Raw genomic sequence first — 18,604 nt, 5'->3', positions numbered from 1 at the left:
CGCCCATGCCGGACAACGATCTCGACCCCGCCGCCAGCACCCAGATGTTCCAGGCCTTCGTCGACCGGGACCGCACCGAGGAGTCCGCCGGCCGCTCGATGCTGCCGCGCGTGCTGGCCGGCGTCGCCGCTCTCGTGGTGCTGCTGCTCCTGGCGATCGTGGCGCTCAAGCTCGTCGGTTAGCAGGGGCTCAGGGACGGGCTGCGCGTGCTGCAGCGTCGGTACTCCCACCGACCGCTGCCGTAGTGGTCGGCCGTGTTGTCGACGTAGGTCTCGAAGGTGCCGTCCGGCAGGACCCGGTAGTAGGTGGTGATCGGGTCCCCCTCGGTCGTGGGGCGGGTCAGGACGAACTCCCCGCCCTCGCCGGAACGCATCGCCATCAGAAGGCATTGCATGCCGTCGGCGCTCGCGCGCTGCAGCGAGTCACCCTGATCCATCCGGACGCGGCCACAACTGGGAAGCGCATCGCGCGCGGTCCAGGCGTCGTGCGCTGGGTCCGACGCGGAGCCGGGACCCGTGCAGGCGGTGGCCGTCAGGATCAGGGCGACCGCCACGGTGGTTGAACGAGCCGAGATCACCTGGCGAGTATCGCCGCGCCCGAGATCCCACGCGGTGTGTTTCCCCGATCAGCAGCGACGCCCGCGGGCGAGCGGGTGGTGGCGGTGGTGGCGGGTCGCCACGAACCACCACACCAGCAGCCCGAGCACGATCAGCGGCAGGTGCGTCACGACGGTGAACACCAGCAGGATCGCCAGCACCACGAAGACCGGCCCCGGGATGCCTCGGCGGAAGGGGCCGCCGCGGCGTCCGTCGTACGACGGGCTGCGCGGGGCGGTGAACGTCGCGCGCTGCTGCGTGCGGCCGAACTGCCCGGGCAGGTCAGAGAAGATCGGGGTCAGCTCGCCGCGCGTGCGGGCGGCCCAGACCTGGTCGAGCCGCTCGGCGTGCTCCTCGGCGGTGAGCCGGCCCTGGGCGTAGTGCTCGCCCAGCTCGGCGGCCGCCTGCTCGCGCTCGGCGTCGCTCATCCGCAGGTGCTGCTCGCTCACTGTTCCTCTCCGTTCTCCTCGTCGACGTCCGCGGCGTCGCCCTCGGCCAGCAGGCCGTAGAGCTTGCGGCGGGTCTCGATGAGGACCTCGATCGCGTCGCGGCGCTGCTTGTCGGTGCCGGTGGTGACGATCTGCCAGACCGCGCCCATGACCTGCCCGATCTCCGGCTTGAGGTCGCCGTAGTCCGGGCGACGCTGGCTGCGCCGCTCGAACGGCGCCCACACCGAGGCGAGCTCGTCGGGGTTGGCCTCGACGTACGCCGCACCCTCGTCGGTGAGGTGGAGCGTGACCCGGCCGCGGACGTCCTCGGTCCGGATCAGGCCCTCGTCCTGGAGCTGCTGGATCGTCGGGTAGACCGAGCCCGGGCTCGGCCGCCACTCCCCGCCCGACCGCTCGGCGATCTGCTGGATGACTTGGTAGCCGTTCATCGGCTCACCGGACTCGGTGCCGGTGGCGACGACGTCGATGATGGCGGCGCGTACGTCGCCCCGGCGGACCCGCGGTCCACGCTGCTGCTCGCCCTGGGCCAGCCCGAAGAGGCCGGCGACCCACGGCGGCGGGCCCTGGCGTCCGGAGCGGCCGAAGCCGTCCGGTCCACCCGGCCCGAAGCCGCCCCAGCCGCCGCGGTTGCGGTGCTGGCACCACTCCTGCTCGGCGTGGGCGGCCCACTGTCGGTTGAATCCCTTGTGTCCCATGACAGGACTCCTTTCCATGGTTCGGAGTATCGCGTCACGGCGACTGTTCGGTGACTGTCGGCGACTGTTCGCGATATATCGCTAGCGTAGATCGCGAAGACGGGCCACACAAGGTCCTCGCGCCTTCGGCGCGGTTCACAGAATTACGTGGCCACCGCAGGGTTCGCACGAGGTGCCTCCGGACCCTGATTCCCGGCTTTCGGTCACCTTGCTCGACCGTTGTGATCGAGGTTCAAAGCTTTACTTTCCAACGCTGTGGATAGGTGGCTTTCAGGCCCGAAATTGTCGGTGGTCATGTGTTGAGTTGACCCATGACAGCGATGGTCCAGCAGCCGCCTCGACACCAGGTGTCGCGTGCTGTCGAGGCCATGCAGTCGAAGCTTGCGGAGCTCTCGGATGTGTCGCTGTGGTCGATGTCGCCGGAGGAGTCCGCCGCGACCCTGACGGCCGTGACCCGGCTGTCCGCCCAGCTCGCGGAGCTGGAGATGCGGGTCGCCGAGCACGCCAAGACCGTCGGGGTCGGGGACTCGGTCGGCGCGACCTCGACCACGAACTTCTGGGCGCACGCCACCCACCAGACCCGCACGACGGCGCACGGGAAGATGCGGCTCGCCGTCGGCCTCGCGGCGAGGCCCGCGTTGCGTACGGCGGTGGCCGCGGGCGATGTCCTGGTCGACCAGGCGCGGGTGATCGTCGATGCGGTCGAGGTCCTCCCGGTCGAGCATCGCGACGAGGCGGAGGCGATGCTGATCAAGTTCGCCGCCGAGCACGACGCGCAGGCGTTGAAGAGGCTGGGCCGGCGGATCCTGGAGTTCCTGGACCCCGACGCCGCCGAGGCGCACGAGGCCAAGCAGCTCGAGGACGAGGAGCGCGACGCGGCCCGGTCCACCAAGCTGACCATGACCGACGACGGGCACGGCAAGGTGCACGGCCGGTTCACGCTCCCGTCCGCGCAGGCCGCCATGTTGAAGAAGGCACTGCTCGCGTTCGCGGCTCCCAAGCACCGCGCCGCGGTCGACGGTTCAGTTGGTGAGCGGCGACCGTCGGCGGAGCGGATGGGTCAGGCGTTCGTCGAGCTCATCGAGCGCTACCCGATCAAGCGCCTCCCGAAGGCCGGCGGCGTCAGCGCCACCGTCGTGGTGACCATGGACATCTCGACGCTCATGGGTGGGCTGAAGGCGGCGTCGTTGGACACCGGCGAGCGGATCACCGCCGGCCAGGCCCGCCGGCTGGCGTGTGAAGCGGGCATCATCCCGGCCGTCCTCGGCGGCAAGTCCCAGGTGCTCGACCTCGGCCGCAAGCGCCGCTTCCACACCGAGTCCCAGCGCATCGCGATGGCCATCGAGCAGGGCGGCTGCAACGCCGAAGGATGCGACTGGCCACCCGGCCTGTGCCACGGACACCACCCGATCCCTTGGAGCGAAGGCGGCGAGACCAACAAGGACGGCATGCTCCTGTGCCCGCACCACCACGCCCGGGCCCATGACCCGAAGTTCACGATGACCAAGCAGACCGGCGGGAAGGTCGCCTTCACAAGGCGGACATAGACCGACCGACCAAACGCACGCGAGAGTGGACACATGGACGCGCAGGGGATGAAACCGGGCTACAACGTCTGGTTCGGCCTGTGGCACATCACCGCGACCGGCTTCCAGCACCGCGGCCGCCGGGAGAATTGCGCCCGGTGCAACCCCTCGGTGCGCCCCGACGTCAGCCGGCCGAGCTGAGCCGGCCGGGGCGGGGCGGGCATGGACCGACGGACGATCAATCTGTGAACCTTGATCACGACGGTCGAGCCAGGCGACCGAAAGCCGGCAAGCAGGGCCCGGAGGCACCTCGTGCGAACCCTGCGGTGACCACGTAATCCTGTGAACCGCGCCGCAGGCGCGGCCACCTGCACCCGACGGCGTCGCCCAAGGCCGACGTGCGCGTCGAAGGTGTGGGACGGCTCGTCGTGCAGGATGCGCTCACGTGTTGTTTCGACTCTCGGGGGTCCCATGCTCGACCGAACACTGCGCGCCGGCACCCGGATGCCACTGATCGTTGGCGCAGGCGCGGCCGTCCTCGTCCTGAGCTGGGCGGCCACCTCACCCTGGTCTACGCCGCCGATGCTGGGCGGCCCGCTCGGACCCGGGGGTGACTCCGTCACGTCGTGCATGACCAAGCGGGACGCGACCGACATGGTGGTCGGGCTCGATGTCGTCCGGAACGCCTCGGACGAGCCCGTCACGCTGGACAGTGCCGAGCTCGTCGGGGCCACGCGCGTCACCCTCACGGCGGCCCGTGTCGCTGACGTGAGCGGCGATCGATCGCTGTTGGGGCACGTCCAGGGGGATCCGCCGCGGGAGATGAGCGACGAGCAGCGCCTGCTGATGCGGTCCAGCCGACCGTTGACGGGCTTCGCGCTGGCCCCCGCGTCGACCGGCGCCATCGACAACGTGCTCATGTACCTCCACCTGGAGGATCCCGAGGTGACCGCCGAGATCGAGCACCTGCGGGTCTACTACCACCAAGGCTCCCACCACTACATCTGGCAGGACAACGCGCACTTCATCCTCGCCGCCGGGCCTGGGTGCGCCGCCCTGCCGTCGTAGTCGCCAGCGCTACCGCGCCAGCCAGGCGGCGTACGCGTCGAAGGTGTAGGGCCGGCCGAGGAAGTCCGCGACGAGGTCGGCGGCGTCCTTGCTGCCACCGGGGGCGAGGACGCGGTCGCGGTAGCGGCCGGCGACCTCGGGGTCGAAGAGGTTGGCGGGGTCGAAGGCGCTGAAGAGGTCCTTGGCGATCACGAGGGACCACATGTAGGTGTAGTACGCCGAGGAGTAGCCGCCGAGGTGGCCGAAGCTCGCGAAGAAGTGGGTGCCCTCGATCCACGGGAACGGCGCGTACTTCTCCTGCAGCGCGACCATCGCCGAGGTCAGGTCGGCGGGCCGGTCGGTGTGGAACCAGTAGGACACCGCGGCGTAGAACATCTGGGTGCGCGCCTGGTAGCCCTTGCCGAAGTCGTCGGCGGTGCGCATCCGCTCGACCAGGTCGGCGGGGATGGGCTCGCCAGCGGCGTTGGTGGCGAAGCTGCCCAGGATCTCGGGGTCCCACGCCCACTCCTCGAGCATCTGGCTCGGCGCCTCGACGAAGTCCCACTCGGTGGCGACGCCGGAGAAGCGGGTCCACTCCTGGCCGCCGCCGAGCACGTGGTGCACGAGGTGGCCGAACTCGTGGAAGAGCGTGACGACGTGGTCGTGCTCCATGAGCCCGCGGGAGAAGTTGCAGACCAGGACGCCCTCGGCGAGCTGCCGGCCGGCCACGCCGTCGGCGAGGGTGAACTGGGCGGCGTGCTTGTACTTCCCCTCGCGCGGGTGCAGGTCGAGGTAGATGCGCCCGAGGGGTGCCGTCGCGTCGAGCGCGAAGACGTCGTACACCGCCACGTCCTCGTGCCACACCGGGACGTCGACCTGCTCGTAGCGCACCCCGAAGAGCCGGCCGGTCACGTCGAGGAGGCCCTGCCGCACGCGGGTGAAGTCGAAATAGGTCCGCACCAGCTGCGCGTCGACGTCGAGCTGCTCCTTGCGGACCAGCTCCTCGTAGTACGACGCGTCGGCCGCGGTCAGCGCGTCGGCGTCGGGCACGTCCTGGCGGAAGCGGGCCAGCAGCACGTCGAGATCGCGACGGGCAGGCTCGGCCGCCGCGTCGGCGATCCGGTCGATGAAGGCCGGGATCGCCGGGCCCTCCTTGATCATCTTCACCTCGGCGTCGTACGACGCCCAGTCGGCGTAGCCGACCAGCGTGGCGAGCTCGTGCCGCAGCGCGAACATCTCGTTCAGGAGCGGCTCGTTCTGCGGGTAGCCGCGCGACTGGAACGCGACCGTCACGTCGCGCCGCACTTCAGGGTCGTGCGCGAACATCCGCGCCGGCACCGCGTCGGGGTAGTCGGTGGTGATCCCGACCAGCCCGTCGTCGCCCGCGGGGTGCGCGTCGAGCCAGTCCTGCGGCAGCCCCGCCAGCCGCTCGGGTGCGACCCGGACGGTGCGGACGTCGTCGCGGATGTTGCGGCTGAAGTCCTGACCCAGCGTGGTCAGCCGCTCGTTGATCTCGGTCAGCCGGGCCCGGGTGGCGTCGTCGCGGTCGACGCCCGCGCGGGTGAAGTCGCGCAGCGTCTTGTCCAGCAGCCGGGCCGCGCCGGCGTCGAGCCCGGCCGGGTCGAGGGCGGCGAAGACGTCGTACAGCGCGCGGTCCTGGCGGAGCTCCGTGGCCAGCTTGTCGACGGCGACCTCGGCCTGCTCGCAGGTCGTGCGGACGTCCTCGAGCGGGTGCACGTTGGACAGCAAGGACCCGACCGCGGCCACGTTGCTCAGCCGCAGGGTGACCTCGTCCCACTGGCGCAGCACGCCGAGGGCGTCGGCCGGCGGGGACGTGCGCAACTCCTCGACGAGGGCGCGGACGCCGTCGAGTCCCTCGCGGGTGCGGGCCTCGACCCACTCACGGGTGGCGTCGGGGGCGGGCAGCTGCAGGGGCTGGGCAGTCCTGGAGTCGCTCATGGCGCCAGACTGCCACGCCTCCGGCTGAGGTAGGCGCGCTCCGCGTCGTTGTCGGTGGCCGCGATCGCCGCGTCGTACGCCGCCCTCGCCTCGGCGCTGCGGCCGAGGCGGCGGAGCAGGTCGGCGCGGGTGGCGTGCCAGGCGTGGTAGCCCTGCAGGGGCAGCCGGTCGACCATCGCCAGCGCCACGTCCGGGCCGTCGAGCTCGGCGACCGCGACCGCGCGGTTGAGGGTGACGACGGGACTGGGCGCGAGCGCCTCGAGCTGACCGTAGAGCGTGGCGATCTGGCCCCAGTCGGTGTCGGCGGCGGCCGGGGCGTCGGTGTGGACCGCGTTGATCGCGGCGAGCAGCTGGTAGCGCCCGGGTCGGCCGGCGGCCAGGCACGCCCGGACCAGGTCGTGGCCCTCGGCGATCAGGGCGCGGTCCCAGCCGCCGCGGTCCTGCTCGTGCAGCGGGACGAGCTCGCCGCCGGCCACCCGCGTCGTACGCCGTGACTCGGTGAGCAGCATCAGCGCCAGCAGCCCGGTGACCTCGGGGACGTCGGGGAGGAGCTGCCGCAGCACCCGCCCGAGCCGGATCGCCTCGCCGGTGAGCTCCTCGCGGATCGGGGCGTCGCCCGAGCTGGCGAGGTAGCCCTCGTTGAAGACGAGGTAGACGACCGCGAGGACCGCGCCGAGCCGCGCGGTCAGGTCCTCGGGACCCGGCACCCGATAGGGGATGTGGGTGTCCTTGATCTTCTTCTTCGCGCGGGTGATCCGCTGGGCCATGGTCGTCTCGGGGACGAAGAAGGCCTGCGCGATCTCCGCGACGGTCAGGCCGCCGAGCAGCCGCAGGGTCAGCGCCACCCGCGCGTCCGGGGCGAGCGCGGGGTGGCAGCAGGTGAAGATCAGCCGCAGCCGGTCGTCCTCGACGATCCCGGTCGGCTCGTGGGGGGTGTCGTCCTCCAGCATGAGTGCCGCCTGGTGCTTGGCGTCGCGGCGCGACTCGCGCCGGATCCGGTCGATGGCCCGGTTGCCGGCCGTCGTGGTCAGCCAGCCGCCCGGGTTGGGCGGAACGCCGTCGACGGGCCACTTCTCGACGGCGACCAGCAGGGCCTCGCCGGCCGCCTCCTCGGCGATGTCGATGTCGCCGAAGCGGCGGACCAGCGAGGCGACCACGCGGCCGTACTCCGCGCGGTAGATCCGCTCGATCGCCTGTGCTTCCTGCATCCGGGAGGTCAGGCCTCGGGCTCGTCCTGGAAAGGACGGACCTCGACCTTGCCGGCGCAGGCCTTCGAGCCCGCGGTCGCCCAGGCCAGGGCGGCGTCGAGGTCGGCGGCCTCGATCACCCAGAAGCCGCCGAGCCACTCCTTGGACTCGCTGAACGGCCCGTCGGTGACGACCGGCTCGTCGCCGGTGTAGTCGACGGTGGTGGCCGACTCGATCGGGTGCAGGCCGCCGGCGAAGACCCACGCCCCCTCGGCGCGGAGCTTCTCGTTGAACGCGTCGACGGCCTCGAAGATCGGCTGGATCTGCTCGGGCGTGAGGTCGAACATCGGGTCGTCCGGGGTGTGGTGGACCGAGAGCAGGTACTGGGACATGGGATTTCCTCCTGAATGGGCAGGTCGTGATCGTTGGTTGAGGTGGTTGCGCAGCAACCGTCTCGAAACCACCACGGTCAGGCGGCAGCGGATACGACAACCCTTTCCGAAACTGCCCCGACTTTCTAGGGTCGGCCCATGACCGCCCCGACCTACCGGCTGTCCAACACCGTCCTCGGCGCCCCGGACCCCCGCGCGCTGGGCCGCTTCTACCGAGCGCTGCTGGGCTGGGAGCTTCGCGAGGAGGAGGACGAGTGGGTGGTGCTCAAGCCACCGGGAGCGACCGGCCCCTCGATCGGCCTGGCCTTCCAGCTCGAGGACGGGCACGTCCCGCCCACGTGGCCCGCCGGCCCCGGCGACCAGCAGATGCAGGCCCACCTCGACATCGGCGTGGCCGACCTCGAGGCCGGCGTGGCCCACGCCGAGTCGCTCGGTGCGACGCAGGCCGGGCACCAGCCACAGGACGACGTACGCGTGATGCTGGACCCGGCAGGCCACCCGTTCTGCCTCTTCACCGACGCCTGAACGGGCCATTGGCCGCCACCACGATGGACCATGGCCCGCGCGCCGGTCGCGGCCGCAGACTCGAACGATGGTTCCCCTCCTGCTGGACGCCAGCCTGGCGAGCGAGTTCTCCGTCGGTGCGGTCACCGACGTCGACGAGGCCTTCGCGCTCGTCGAGGCCGAGCTGACCGCGGTGTTCGGCTTCTGCCCGGCCACCAGGGAGGACGTCCGTTCCTACCTCGAGCTCCCCGCCACGACCCGGTCCGACCAGCTGGTCGTGCGGGACCGGTCGGGCCGGCTGGTGCAGTGGTGCTACGCCCTGAGGGACTCCGGCGCGACGATGTTCTTCGCCCGGGTCCGCACCCATCCCGACCTGCCCGGGCGCGTCGGTGACCTGCTCGCCGGGGCGGGGTACGACGCCCTGCTCGGCTGGGCGCGCGACGAGGCGGTGGGCGAGGGCGAGGTCGTGGTCCAGTCGATGATGGCGCAGGGCGATCGCGCCGCCGAGCGCCGGCTGCAGGCGGCCGGCTTCTCCCACGAACGCACCCTCTGGGAGATGGTCGCGCCGGTCGCCGCCGTCCCCGACGGGCTCCGCGAGCACGAGGGCGTCATCGTCACCGCGGCCGCCGATCCCGCGCGGGTGCACCGGCTCCTCGACGATGCGTTCGCCGGCGAGTGGGGCTACGAGCCGATGGGGTACGCCGACTGGATGGCCTTCCACGAGGCGCTGCCCGGGCACGCCCCGGACCTGTGGGTCCTCGCCGAGGTCGACGGCGTCGCCGCCTCCGCGATGATCCTGAGCCGGCGCAACGCCGAGCAGGGCGGCCTGCACGTCCTCGAGCTCGCCACCTCCCCGGCGTACCGCCGGCGCGGGCTCGCCAGCGTCCTGCTCCGACACGCCCACCACGTCGCGGCCGGCGAAGGGTCGACGACCCTGACGCTGATGGTCGACGGGAACAACCCGCACGACGCCCCCGCCCTCTACCGCCGGGCGGGCTTCGAGGTCCGGACCGCGTCGGACGTCTGCACACGCACGATCGTCGCCTGACCCGATACGGCCACGCCGGCGGGACCCCCGACCTACCCTGAGGACCGTGCTCCCTCGCGCCCGGACCCTCGGCGCCGGCGTCGTGCTGACCCTGGTGGCGTCCCTGCCTGCCGTCGGCGCGGTGGGGGCCGGCACCGACCGGTCCCCCGCCCACGCCCGCGCCGCGCTGGCCAAGGACCCCCGGCTCACCCGCGGGCTGTTCGTCGACCCGAACATGCCGGCGGCCAGCGCCGCCCAGCGCAACGCGGTCTTCGCGCCGATCGGCCGTACCGCGCAGGCGCTGTGGATCACCGACTACTACGCCACCGACCAGGTCAAGGCCGCCGTGGCGGCCTACACCGAGGACGCCAACGACGCGGACAAGACGCCCGTGATGTCGATCTACGCCATCCCGGGCCGCGACTGCGGCCTCTACTCCGCCGGCGGGCTGCCCGACTCCCCGTCGTACAAGGCCTGGGTCAAGCAGGCGGCGGCCGGGATGAAGGACCAGCACGCGATGGTCGTGCTCGAGCCGGACGCCGTGCCGTTCATGGGCAACCCCGAGTGCGACGCCGACAAGATCGCCGAGCGGTCCGGGCTGCTGCGCTTCGCGACCCGGACGTTCACCGACGCGGGCGCGTGGGTCTACATCGACGCCGGGCACTCCGGGTGGCGCACGCCCGAGGACATCGCCCGGCTGCTCAAGGCCTCCGGCATCGCGCTCGCCCGTGGCTTCAGCACCAACGTCGGCAACTACCGCAAGAGCCCCGACGAGATCGCCTACGCCAAGGCCGTGGTCCGCGAGCTGAAGAAGCTCGGCGTCACCGGCAAGCGCTACGTCACCGAGACCGCCCGCAACGGCGCCCCGCGTGCAGACATCGTCGACGGCGACGTCTGCAACCCGACGTGGGCGCGGATCGGCCGCAAGCCGCGGCTCCTGTTCACCAACGACAAGGCCTACGGCCCGCTCGACGGCTACCTCTGGGTCAAGCACCCCGGCGAGTCCGACGGCCAGTCCAGCGACGACACCTGCCACGGCGGGCCGCCGTCCGGCGAGTGGTGGCCGAAGGGCGCGAAGCGCCTGCTCGGCAAGGGCTGAGCGCTACCAGCCCATCGAGCCGGGCTCGCCCTTGAACGGCCCGGCGACCCGACTGGTCACCCAGCCGCCGTAGAAGCCGCCCGCCTGCGGGACGACCGTCTCGCCGTCGACGGCGCACCGCTCGACGAGCGCCGGCATCACCGCCAGCGCGTGCACGATCGGCTCGAACCCCGGCGTCGGCTGCGGGTAGGTCCAGGCGGCCCGCGGAGCCACGACCCCGCCGGACAGCAGGTCGTAGTAGGCCGCGCGACCCTTCCACTCGCAGTACGACGACCCCTCGGCGGCACGCAGCACGCCGGGCGCGAACGCCTCGTGCGGCAGGTAGTACGTCGGCGGGTGGCTGGTCTCCAGCACCCGCCACCCGTCCCGCGTGCTGGCCACGACGACGCCCCCGAGCCAGACCTCCAGCAGGGCCGTCGTGGTCTCCAGGCGCGGCGGACGGGGGTAGACCCACACCGACTCCTGACCGGGCCCGACCGGGTCCGGTTGCGGCCAGGGACGGGCCCTCACGCGAGCTTGCCGAGCGCGGCCGCGAGCCCCTCCTCGGCGTGGTCGCCGAGCCGGGTCAGCGCCGGGCGGAGCAGGGGGGCGAGGAACTTCGCGACGCCCTTGAACGTGAAATCGGCCGTGTAGGTCACCCGCGTCCCGGCTCCCTCGGGGTGGACCTCCATCGTGTCGTGGGCGACGACGGTCTTGTTCTCGCCGCGCAGGGCGAAGCGGGTCGGCGAGATCCGCTCGACGACGGTGTAGGTCAGCTCGGACTCCCGGCCCAGGAACGACGACACGTTGCGGTAGGTCGTGCCGACCCCGCCGTCGCCGGAGAGCAGCACCGTCGAGACGGTGCCGGGGTCCCACTCGGTGGTGGTGGTGAAGTCGCTGAGGTAGTCGAAGACGACGTCGGGGCTGGCCGTGGTGCGGACGGTGCGCTGCAGCTGCATGTCGTCACGCTAGCCGGAGGCCGGTCAGCGGGCGTTCTCCCTCAGCGTCGCGCCGCGCGCACCCCGCACGGTCAGCCCGGCGCTGGCCAGCGCCACCGTCCCGAACACCAGCGCGGTGGCGGCGGTGAGCAGCAGCAGCCGCGGCACGTCGACCGCGGCGACGAGGGCCGGTGTCGAGAGGTTCTCGACGTAGCCGAGCGTCACGGTGCGGAGGACGACGTACTGCGCCAGGGTGCCGGCCGCCAGGCCCGCGACGGCGGTGCCGCCGAGCACGACCGCGAACTCGCGGATGACGGCGGACATCACCGAGCCACGGGGCACGCCGACGACGCGCAGCGCCGCCGCGTCCCGGCGCCGCGCGGGCAGCTGGACGGCGGTGCTGACGAACAGGCCGGCCAGCGCCATGAGCAGCACGAGCACCGCGACCACGGCGTAGAGCCGCAGCGCGAGCGCGTAGGCGCCCTGGTCGAGGGTGTGCTGCACCTCGGCGAAGGTCGTGGAGATCGAGGCGCCGCGGTCCTGCAGGCCCTGGGTGACGGACTTCGGCGCATCGCTGCGGGCGAGCACGTAGACGGTGGACTTCTGCTCGTAGATCGTCCGGTCGGTGGTGAGCATCTTGTAGTCGATCAGGAGCCCGTTGGGCCCGAGGAACGGCACGCTCTGGGCGGTGATCACCGGGTCGACGGCGAACTCCGTCGAGCTGGTGCTGCCGAACGAGCCGGCCTGCGCCGACGTCGACGCGTCCACGCCCTTGACGACCGGCAGCGCGGTGGGCAGCGCGCCGGAGGCGAGCTGGGCGATGACCCGGTCGCCGCCGGAGTCGATGTCGACCTCGAGGCTGTCGCCGGAGCTGCGGATGTCGGTGACGGCCTCGGCGGCGGAGGAGTCGGGCGCGCGCACCCAGCCCGCCCCGTCGATGCCGCCCGTGACGGGCGTGCCGTCGACCTCGATGCCGCTGATGGTCAGCGTGCCCTTCATCTGCGCGGTCAGCGCGGCCGGACCGCCGATGGTCATGCCCTCGAGGTCGCAGCCCTTCGAGCAGTACGGCGCGGCGCCGGCCCTGCTGGAGGTGCCGGCCCCGAACGGGCCGAGGAAGACGTAGTGCGCGCGGTCGCCCTCGACGCCCAGCCGCAGCCGGACGTAGACGTCGCTGTCGCTCTCGAGCTGCTGGTCGACCGTGATCCCGATCCTGCGACCGGTCACCCGAGGGACGTCGGCCTTGAGGGCGAGCGCCGCGGCCACCTGCTCGACCGGGACGCCGGGGGTCCACTGCTCCTGCCAGGACGAGACCCGGGCCAGGCGCGAGGTGTCCGCGACGGTGTAGGTCGGGCCGAGCGTGTTGAGGCGGCTGACCGCCATCAGGTAGCGGCCGTCGGGGTCGAGGGTGTGGGTCAGGGCGACGGTGCGGTTCATCGGCAGCGGCGAGGTCCACACGACCGGCGCGGGAGCCGCGGTCGCGGCGACGCTGGCCCGCCACTGGGCGGCGGAGCCGTAGACGCCGGCGCCGAAGACGCAGATCGCGATCGCCGCGGTCACCGGCAGGATCACCAGCGTGCCCTCCTGGCGGCGGCTGATCGCCCGGGCGGCGACGAAGCTGGCCAGCGAGCGGGTCCGGCGACGGGCCCGGGTCCACCAGGTGGCTCCTCCGGCGGTGATCCGGGTCGCGGCCACACCGGCGACCACCGCGAGCAGCACCGGCAGGACCAGGTCGGTCACGTCGGGGTCGCCGGGCTTGCCGCCCGACAGCTTGCTCACGAGCACGGCGATCGCCGCGGCCACCAGCACCAGCTGCACGATGAGGCCGGTGCGGGAGGTCTCGCGGGGGCGACGTACGCCCGTGAGCTGCTCGGACAGCGAGACCCGCAGGACGAGCCCCACCGCCAGCACGGCCACGCCGATCGCGGCGAGCGCGACGGCACCGCCGGCCAGGATGGCCGTCCACGGGAGCGGCAGCGGCAGGCCCGGGACCAGCCACCAGCGGACCAGCCCCAGTGCGAGGCCGATGCCGACCACCGCGCCGGTCGGGACGGAGAGCAGCAGGAGGGTGATCGGCTCGGACAGGCCGAGCGCCCACATCTGGCGTCGGGACAATCCACGCAGCGAAGCCAGCGCGAGCTCGGGCAGCCGCAGGTCGGCCGCGGCCATCAGCAGCCGCAGCAGCAGGGCCAGCGCGACGAGCACGAGTGACAGCACGGCCGGGGCGATCGAGGCCTTGGCCGTGCGCTGCTGGGCGCGGACCTCGGCGGCGATCGCGCGGATGTCGTTGATGGAGGTGCTGCTCAACCGGCCGCCCTCGACCTCGGCGGCCTGCTCGATCGGAAGCGCGTCGGCGGCCGCCTGGGCGTCGTCGATGTCGGCGATCGTGAGGTCCGCCGGGGCGACGAGGCGCCGGTCGACCCGCACGCTCCAGGCCGACACCGGCAGCTCCCCGAAGGACGCGGGCACCGTGACGAACGGCGCCGGGGTGTAGGGCGTCACGACGCCCGTGCGCTCGTCGGTGCGGCGCGGGGTGCTGGCGAAGCGGCCGAGGTCGAACCAGTAGTCCTCCGCGCTCGGCGGCACCCGGTAGCTGCCGACCACGACGACATCGCCCAGGGGGTCGTCGATCGTGATGGTGTCGCCGATCGCGTGGTGGGTGTCGCGCAGGTCGCCGCCCAGCATCAGCACCTCGCCGGGCTGTTGCGGGCAGGCGCCGGTGACCTCGAGGTGGGCGCAGGCACCGCCGTCGGGCGTGGCGAGCAGCATGGCGATGCCACCCAGGGCCGACGCGCGCACGGACTCCAGCGAGGTCTGCGGCGCCGCGTAGGGGCCGGGGCCGCCGTCGGTGGCGTCGACGGCGTGCTGGACGGCGTCGTACGTCGTCCGCGTCGTGCCGGGGCTCGGGTCGAACGTCCAGGTCAGCCCGGTCAGCTGGTTGGGCGCCTCGTCGAGGCGGGTGACGAGGTAGGAGCTGGTGACCGCGACCTGGAAGATCGGGCCGAGCACGGCCGACCCGATCGCCAGCGCGGTGAGCAGCACCGACCCGGCCGAGAGCAGGCCGCGGGCCCGGAGGCCGCGGATGACGGTGGCCAGCATGGTCCTCATGCCGCGCCCTCCTCACGCAGGATGGCCGGACGGGTCCGGTCGGGGTGCAGCGCGCGACCGCGGCCGTTGACGACGAGCACGACACCCGCCACCACGACGGCGGCCACGACGAGCGGCCAGGCGGCCACGCCGGTCACGAGCGGCACCGAGTGGGTCGGCACGTCGACGAGGGAGAGGTGCGCGAGCAGGAGGCGTACGGCGAGCAGCGCGCCGCCCACCGTCGCGAGCACCGAGGCGATGGCGAGCCAGGCGATCTCGAGGCGACCCGAGCCCCGCAGCGTGGCCAGGTCGACGCCGACGACCCGCAGGGCCGCGACCTCGCGCGCCCACGCCGAGCGCTGGCGGCCGACGGCGGCGGCGAGCACCAGGAGGGCGGCCACGAGGCAGAAGACCGCCATCAGGGAGTAGACCCGGGCCTGGGTCGCGCCGGTCTCGTCGGAGACCGCGGCATCGACCTGGGTGAGGGTGCGCGGGTCGTGTCCGGCCGCGTCGGTCAGCTGTGCGAGCAGCGCGGCCGGGGTGTCGGCCCGGGCCAGCACCATCACCTGCGCAGCCGGGACGGTCGGCGGCGCACCGGCCGCGGCGCGCGGCAGGTCGGCGAGCAGGCCGTCGGCCTCGACGAGCGGGAGCGCGGGCACGGTGGCGAGCACCTGGGCCGGGCGCTCGTCGCCGCCGGTGGAGTCGAGCTGGGGGCGGCCGTCGAAGGTGACGCTGGGCGTGGCGAGCACCGGCATCTTCGGGCCGCTCGAGAGCGGCTCGGCCACCAGCGGTCGGTTGCTGGCCGGCGCGAGCAGGCCCTCGTCGACCACGACCGGGCCGCCGGGCTGGCCGAAGCGGCCCGGGAAGGCGGGCTTCCACGTCGTGGCCATCGCGTCGGTGCCGCCGAAGTCGAGCGCGGTCAGCACCCACGGCAGGGTGCGGTCGCCGCGGGTCCTGGCCAGGGTGACCGAGGTGATGACGCAGCCGCCGTCGCAGCCGGTCAGCGCCGCGCTGCCGGTCTGGGCGGCGCCCGTCAGCGGCAGCTCCACGCCGATCTCGGCGCGCTGGTCGGTGCCGTGCTCGTCGAGGTAGGCCACGACGACGCGTGGGCGCATCACACCGCTGGTCCGGGCGCTCACGCCCCGCACCGTCGCGGTCACGGTGTCGCCGGAGGCGACCGAGGAGTCCGCACCCCCCAGGCCGTCCACCTGGTCCGCGATCGCCGCGGCCGGGGTGTCGGCGTAGAAGTCGCCGAGGACCGCGGCGTAGCGGCCGGTGTCGAGGAAGGCCCGCCTGGCCGCCGCGCTCCCCTCGCCCGGCACCAGCACCGCCGCCATCAGGTAGCGGCCGTCGGGATCCAGGTCACGGGTCAGGGCCAGCGCGCCGACGGCGTCCTCGTCGACGTCGACCCGGAGGGGTGCGCCGCTGCGCAGCCGGGCGGTGTCGTCGGTCCAGCCGTTGACCTCGGTGGCGCCGGTGAGGGCGAGCGCGGCGACCACGGCGGCCGCGACCAGCACCCGGATCGGGGTGGCGGCGTCGGCGACGCGCGCCAGGCGGCGTACGCCGAGGAAGCCGGTCAGGCCGCCGTTGGCAGTGCGGCCGACGGCGAGCCGGGCGCTGATCCGGACCAGCCAGACGACCAGCTGGCCGATCGCCAGGCCGACGAGCGCCGGACCGGCCAGGACCAGCACGTCGGGGTGGCCGGGATCGGCCACGCCGCTGCGGTAGACCGCGACGACGGCGCCCACGACGATCAGGACGTCGGCGAAGATCGCGCCGGTGCCGGCCGGGTGCGGCCGCGAGGCGATCGAGACCTGCAGGTTGAGCGGCTCGCGCAGCGCGCTGAGCATGCCGAGCATCGTGGCGACCAGGCCGACCGCGACGATGCCGAGGCCGGCGAGGACGGCGGTGAGGCCGGGCAGCCCACCGGGCCCGCCGGTCCAGACGGCGGTCGCCAGCCACGACCCGGCGCTGCCGAGCACGAGGCCGGCCGCACCGCCGGCGAGCAGCACGAGCAGCGGCTCGACGGCGAGCAGGGTGGCGAGCTCGCCGCCCTGGAGGCCGCGCAGCCGGGCGATCGCGATCTCACCGCGCCGGGCGGCCGCGAGCTCGCGACCCGTTGCGGGCACGGCGAAGGCGCCGAGGACGAACAGCGGGACGGCCAGGGCCGCCGAGGTGTTCGCGTGCTGGGCGAAGCCGATCGTGGTGACGGCACCGGTCACGACGACCATGGTCAGGAGGAGGAGCGGCAGCAGCGTCCCCCTCCGGGACCAGGCGCCCCGGAAGGTGCGGATCACGAGTCGGTGGAGGGACGGCGGAAGGCGGCGTCCGCGTCGGCGGGCGTCTCGACCAGGACCGGCTCACCCGTGGGCTCGGCCGGCTCGGTCACCGGCTCGGGCGCGACCTCCTCGTCGAAGTGCGGCGGCGCCGCCTCCTCGATGATCCGGCGCTCCGGGTGGTCGAAGTGGTGCAGGTCGATCGGCTCGATGTGGTCGACCAGCTTGCCCTCGTCGAGCACGTAGTGCCGGTCGCAGGCGTCGACCACGGCCGGGTCGTGGGTGGCCACGACCACGACGGCGCCGCGGTCGGCCTCCTTGCGGAGCTCGGCCAGCACCAGGCCGCGGTTGCCCTCGTCGAGCTCGCTGGTCGGCTCGTCGGCGAGCAGCACCTGGGCGTCGACGCACAGGCCGCGGGCCAGCGCGACCCGCTGCATCTGACCACCGGACAGCTCCTCGACCTGGCGGTCGCCGAGGTCGGCGATGTGGAAGCGGGCGAGCGCCGCCTCGGCGCGCTCGTCGGCGTCGGCCGGCTTCACGCCGCGGGCGCGCAGGGCGACCGAGACGTTCTCGCGGGCGGACAGGATCGGGACCAGGCCATAGACCTGCAGCACGAAGGAGACCTCCGGGCGCGGGTCGCCGGTGCCCTGCCACATCGACTCCCCGGCGTACGACGCCGTGCCCGACGTGGCCTCGACGAGGCCGCCGGCGATGGAGAGCAGGGTGGTCTTGCCGGAGCCGCTGGGCCCGGACAGCGCGGTCAGCTCGCCGGCCTTGAACTCCAGGTCGACGTCGTCGAGGAGCGTGCGGGAGACGACGTAGGTGACGTGGTCGAGCTTCAGGCTCATGCCAGCTCCTCGGTCGTGCTGGCGGAGTGGTCGGCTGCGTGCTCAGCGGCGTGGTCAGCGGGGTGGCCAACGGGGTGGCCAACGGGCGCCTCGGGCGTGTCCGAGGGCCGGGAGACGACGAGCCGGTCGACGTCCTCGGGCTCGATCCGGACCAGGGTGCCCTGCGGCCACTGCTCGGCGAGGTGGGTCGGGAGGTGGACGACGCCCTCGGCGCCGATCACGACGTACTCGGCGCCGTCGCGGCCCTCGGCGCCGACCCGGCCGCCCTTCATGGTCACGGTGCGCGGGAAGGTCGCGGCGACCTCGGGCTGGTGGGTGACGACCACGATGGTGGTGCCGAGGTCGTCGCCGAGGTTGTGGATCAGCTCGATGACGTGGTCGCGGTCCTCGTGGCTGAGCTGGCTGGTCGGCTCGTCGGCGAGCAGCAGCTGCGGGCCGGTCGAGACCGCGCAGGCGAGGGCGAGGCGCTGGCGCTGGCCGCCGGACATGGTCGAGACAACCTGGTCGATCTGCTGGTCGAGGCCGACGACGCGGAGCAGGTCGATGTCCGCGACGGCGTCCTTGCGCTCCGCCGAGGTCATCGCGAGGCGGGCGAAGGCGATGTTCTGGCGGGCGGTCGCGTAGGCCAGCAGGTTGCGGGTCGAGCCCTGGAGCATGGTGCTGACGCGGCGGGAGCGGATCCGGGCGAGGTAGCGCTCCCCCATCCGCGAGATCTCCTCGTTGCCGAGGAAGATCCGGCCGGCGCTGGGCTTCTGGATGCCGCCGAGCAGCGTGAGGAGAGTCGACTTGCCCGAGCCGCTGGGTCCGAGGAACGCGACCCGCTCGCCGGGCTCGATGGTCAGGTCGACGCCCTGGAGGGCGACGACGTCGTGGCCCTCGAAGGTCCGGTAGAGATGCACGACGCCCTGGCAACGGATGCCGATGCCCCCCGGCCGACCGAGCTCGCCGATGTCGTAACGGACGTCCCGCCCGCTGTCCAGCGTGGTCACTTCACCCTC

Annotated in this window: 19 protein-coding genes; 7 read left to right on the top strand and 12 right to left on the bottom strand. The window is 73.1% G+C overall.

All coding sequences use genetic code 11. The annotated features are described in order from the left end of the window. The first annotated feature begins 5 nt into the window (after positions 1-5). Positions 6-182, top strand: coding sequence for a hypothetical protein (locus FB382_RS20195; protein WP_182541758.1), 177 nt, complete (start codon positions 6-8; stop codon positions 180-182). Here FB382_RS20195 and FB382_RS20190 read toward each other — a convergent pair. The 3 genes from FB382_RS20190 to FB382_RS20180 form a co-directional block, all read right to left on the bottom strand. Next, positions 179-379 carry a hypothetical protein gene (locus tag FB382_RS20190; RefSeq protein WP_182541757.1) on the bottom strand — a complete coding sequence of 67 codons (201 nt, stop codon included), beginning with the start codon at positions 377-379 and terminating at the stop codon, positions 179-181. The genes FB382_RS20195 and FB382_RS20190 overlap by 4 nt on opposite strands. 246 nt (positions 380-625) lie before the next feature. Further along, the gene (locus FB382_RS20185; protein WP_220481944.1) at positions 626-1,045 is read right to left on the bottom strand and encodes a DUF1707 domain-containing protein; all 420 of its coding nucleotides are present in this window, start codon (positions 1,043-1,045) and stop codon (positions 626-628) included. Beyond that, on the bottom strand, positions 1,042-1,740 hold the full coding sequence (locus tag FB382_RS20180; RefSeq protein ID WP_220481943.1) for a PadR family transcriptional regulator: 699 nt from the start codon (positions 1,738-1,740) through the stop codon (positions 1,042-1,044). The genes FB382_RS20185 and FB382_RS20180 overlap by 4 nt, the downstream gene beginning before the upstream one ends. 368 nt (positions 1,741-2,108) lie before the next feature. Here FB382_RS20180 and FB382_RS20175 point away from each other — a divergent pair, with 368 nt between their 5' ends. The 3 genes from FB382_RS20175 (at position 2,109) to FB382_RS20165 (ending at position 4,334) form a co-directional block, all read left to right on the top strand. Further along, entirely contained in the window at positions 2,109-3,287 is a 1,179-nt protein-coding gene (locus tag FB382_RS20175; protein WP_246378470.1) for an HNH endonuclease signature motif containing protein, read from the top strand. A 33-nt stretch (positions 3,288-3,320) separates the two neighbouring features. Continuing rightward, complete coding sequence (locus FB382_RS20170) at positions 3,321-3,467, top strand: hypothetical protein (protein WP_182541754.1); 147 nt, start codon at positions 3,321-3,323, stop codon at positions 3,465-3,467. Positions 3,468-3,737: 270 nt separating this feature from the next. Then, complete coding sequence (locus FB382_RS20165) at positions 3,738-4,334, top strand: hypothetical protein (RefSeq protein ID WP_182541753.1); 597 nt, start codon at positions 3,738-3,740, stop codon at positions 4,332-4,334. Positions 4,335-4,343: 9 nt separating this feature from the next. Here FB382_RS20165 and FB382_RS20160 read toward each other — a convergent pair whose 3' ends face one another. Genes FB382_RS20160 through FB382_RS20150 form a run of 3 tightly spaced genes read right to left on the bottom strand, consistent with a single transcriptional unit; the run spans position 4,344 to position 7,851 of the window. Beyond that, positions 4,344-6,272, bottom strand: a complete 1,929-nt coding sequence (locus FB382_RS20160; RefSeq protein WP_182541752.1) for a M3 family metallopeptidase — start codon at positions 6,270-6,272, stop codon at positions 4,344-4,346. After that, positions 6,269-7,480 carry an RNA polymerase sigma factor gene (locus tag FB382_RS20155; protein WP_182541751.1) on the bottom strand — a complete coding sequence of 404 codons (1,212 nt, stop codon included), beginning with the start codon at positions 7,478-7,480 and terminating at the stop codon, positions 6,269-6,271. The genes FB382_RS20160 and FB382_RS20155 overlap by 4 nt, the downstream gene beginning before the upstream one ends. 8 nt (positions 7,481-7,488) lie before the next feature. Then, a complete protein-coding gene (locus FB382_RS20150) occupies positions 7,489-7,851 on the bottom strand; it encodes a YciI family protein (protein WP_182541750.1) in 363 nt (120 codons plus the stop codon). 138 nt (positions 7,852-7,989) lie between these two features. Here FB382_RS20150 and FB382_RS20145 point away from each other — a divergent pair, with 138 nt between their 5' ends. The 3 genes from FB382_RS20145 (at position 7,990) to FB382_RS20135 (ending at position 10,481) form a co-directional block, all read left to right on the top strand. Beyond that, the gene (locus tag FB382_RS20145; RefSeq protein ID WP_182541749.1) at positions 7,990-8,376 is read left to right on the top strand and encodes a VOC family protein; all 387 of its coding nucleotides are present in this window, start codon (positions 7,990-7,992) and stop codon (positions 8,374-8,376) included. A 67-nt stretch (positions 8,377-8,443) separates the two neighbouring features. Beyond that, positions 8,444-9,403, top strand: a complete 960-nt coding sequence (locus tag FB382_RS20140; RefSeq protein WP_182541748.1) for a GNAT family N-acetyltransferase — start codon at positions 8,444-8,446, stop codon at positions 9,401-9,403. Positions 9,404-9,449: 46 nt separating this feature from the next. Further along, on the top strand, positions 9,450-10,481 hold the full coding sequence (locus FB382_RS20135) for a glycoside hydrolase family 6 protein (protein ID WP_182541747.1): 1,032 nt from the start codon (positions 9,450-9,452) through the stop codon (positions 10,479-10,481). Between the two features lie 3 nt (positions 10,482-10,484). Here FB382_RS20135 and FB382_RS20130 read toward each other — a convergent pair whose 3' ends face one another. Genes FB382_RS20130 through FB382_RS20105 form a run of 6 tightly spaced genes read right to left on the bottom strand, consistent with a single transcriptional unit; the run spans position 10,485 to position 18,595 of the window. Further along, positions 10,485-10,937, bottom strand: coding sequence for a DUF427 domain-containing protein (locus tag FB382_RS20130; protein WP_182542009.1), 453 nt, complete (start codon positions 10,935-10,937; stop codon positions 10,485-10,487). Positions 10,938-10,987: 50 nt separating this feature from the next. Next, the gene (locus FB382_RS20125; protein ID WP_182541746.1) at positions 10,988-11,419 is read right to left on the bottom strand and encodes an SRPBCC family protein; all 432 of its coding nucleotides are present in this window, start codon (positions 11,417-11,419) and stop codon (positions 10,988-10,990) included. Between the two features lie 24 nt (positions 11,420-11,443). Further along, positions 11,444-14,503 carry an FtsX-like permease family protein gene (locus tag FB382_RS20120; protein ID WP_182541745.1) on the bottom strand — a complete coding sequence of 1,020 codons (3,060 nt, stop codon included), beginning with the start codon at positions 14,501-14,503 and terminating at the stop codon, positions 11,444-11,446. Next, positions 14,500-16,779 carry an FtsX-like permease family protein gene (locus FB382_RS20115; RefSeq protein WP_182541744.1) on the bottom strand — a complete coding sequence of 760 codons (2,280 nt, stop codon included), beginning with the start codon at positions 16,777-16,779 and terminating at the stop codon, positions 14,500-14,502. Before FB382_RS20115 ends, FB382_RS20120 begins: the two co-directional genes overlap by 4 nt. Next, the gene (locus FB382_RS20110; protein ID WP_182541743.1) at positions 16,776-17,606 is read right to left on the bottom strand and encodes an ABC transporter ATP-binding protein; all 831 of its coding nucleotides are present in this window, start codon (positions 17,604-17,606) and stop codon (positions 16,776-16,778) included. The genes FB382_RS20115 and FB382_RS20110 overlap by 4 nt, the downstream gene beginning before the upstream one ends. Then, positions 17,603-18,595, bottom strand: a complete 993-nt coding sequence (locus tag FB382_RS20105; RefSeq protein WP_220481942.1) for an ATP-binding cassette domain-containing protein — start codon at positions 18,593-18,595, stop codon at positions 17,603-17,605. Before FB382_RS20105 ends, FB382_RS20110 begins: the two co-directional genes overlap by 4 nt. Positions 18,596-18,604 lie beyond the last annotated feature (9 nt).

Origin of the sequence: Nocardioides ginsengisegetis (assembly GCF_014138045.1) — a bacterium.
In the GTDB taxonomy this organism is placed as follows: domain Bacteria; phylum Actinomycetota; class Actinomycetes; order Propionibacteriales; family Nocardioidaceae; genus Nocardioides; species Nocardioides ginsengisegetis.
The sequence above is the reverse complement of the archived record's forward strand: the minus strand, read 5'-3'. Positions and strand labels throughout refer to the sequence as shown.

Bases quoted from the DNA above. Each gene is read 5' to 3' on its own strand.
- FB382_RS20145 (WP_182541749.1), top strand. From the start codon at position 7,990: ATGACCGCCCCGACCTACCGGCTGTCCAACACCGTCCTCGGCGCCCCG.
- FB382_RS20155 (WP_182541751.1), bottom strand. From the start codon at position 7,480: ATGCAGGAAGCACAGGCGATCGAGCGGATCTACCGCGCGGAGTACGGC.
- FB382_RS20110 (WP_182541743.1), bottom strand. From the start codon at position 17,606: ATGAGCCTGAAGCTCGACCACGTCACCTACGTCGTCTCCCGCACGCTC.
- FB382_RS20120 (WP_182541745.1), bottom strand. From the start codon at position 14,503: ATGAGGACCATGCTGGCCACCGTCATCCGCGGCCTCCGGGCCCGCGGC.
- FB382_RS20125 (WP_182541746.1), bottom strand. From the start codon at position 11,419: ATGCAGCTGCAGCGCACCGTCCGCACCACGGCCAGCCCCGACGTCGTC.
- FB382_RS20190 (WP_182541757.1), bottom strand. From the start codon at position 379: ATGGCGATGCGTTCCGGCGAGGGCGGGGAGTTCGTCCTGACCCGCCCC.
- FB382_RS20150 (WP_182541750.1), bottom strand. From the start codon at position 7,851: ATGTCCCAGTACCTGCTCTCGGTCCACCACACCCCGGACGACCCGATG.
- FB382_RS20160 (WP_182541752.1), bottom strand. From the start codon at position 6,272: ATGAGCGACTCCAGGACTGCCCAGCCCCTGCAGCTGCCCGCCCCCGAC.
- FB382_RS20175 (WP_246378470.1), top strand. From the start codon at position 2,109: ATGCAGTCGAAGCTTGCGGAGCTCTCGGATGTGTCGCTGTGGTCGATG.
- FB382_RS20165 (WP_182541753.1), top strand. From the start codon at position 3,738: ATGCTCGACCGAACACTGCGCGCCGGCACCCGGATGCCACTGATCGTT.
- FB382_RS20170 (WP_182541754.1), top strand. From the start codon at position 3,321: ATGGACGCGCAGGGGATGAAACCGGGCTACAACGTCTGGTTCGGCCTG.
- FB382_RS20195 (WP_182541758.1), top strand. From the start codon at position 6: ATGCCGGACAACGATCTCGACCCCGCCGCCAGCACCCAGATGTTCCAG.
- FB382_RS20180 (WP_220481943.1), bottom strand. From the start codon at position 1,740: ATGGGACACAAGGGATTCAACCGACAGTGGGCCGCCCACGCCGAGCAG.
- FB382_RS20140 (WP_182541748.1), top strand. From the start codon at position 8,444: ATGGTTCCCCTCCTGCTGGACGCCAGCCTGGCGAGCGAGTTCTCCGTC.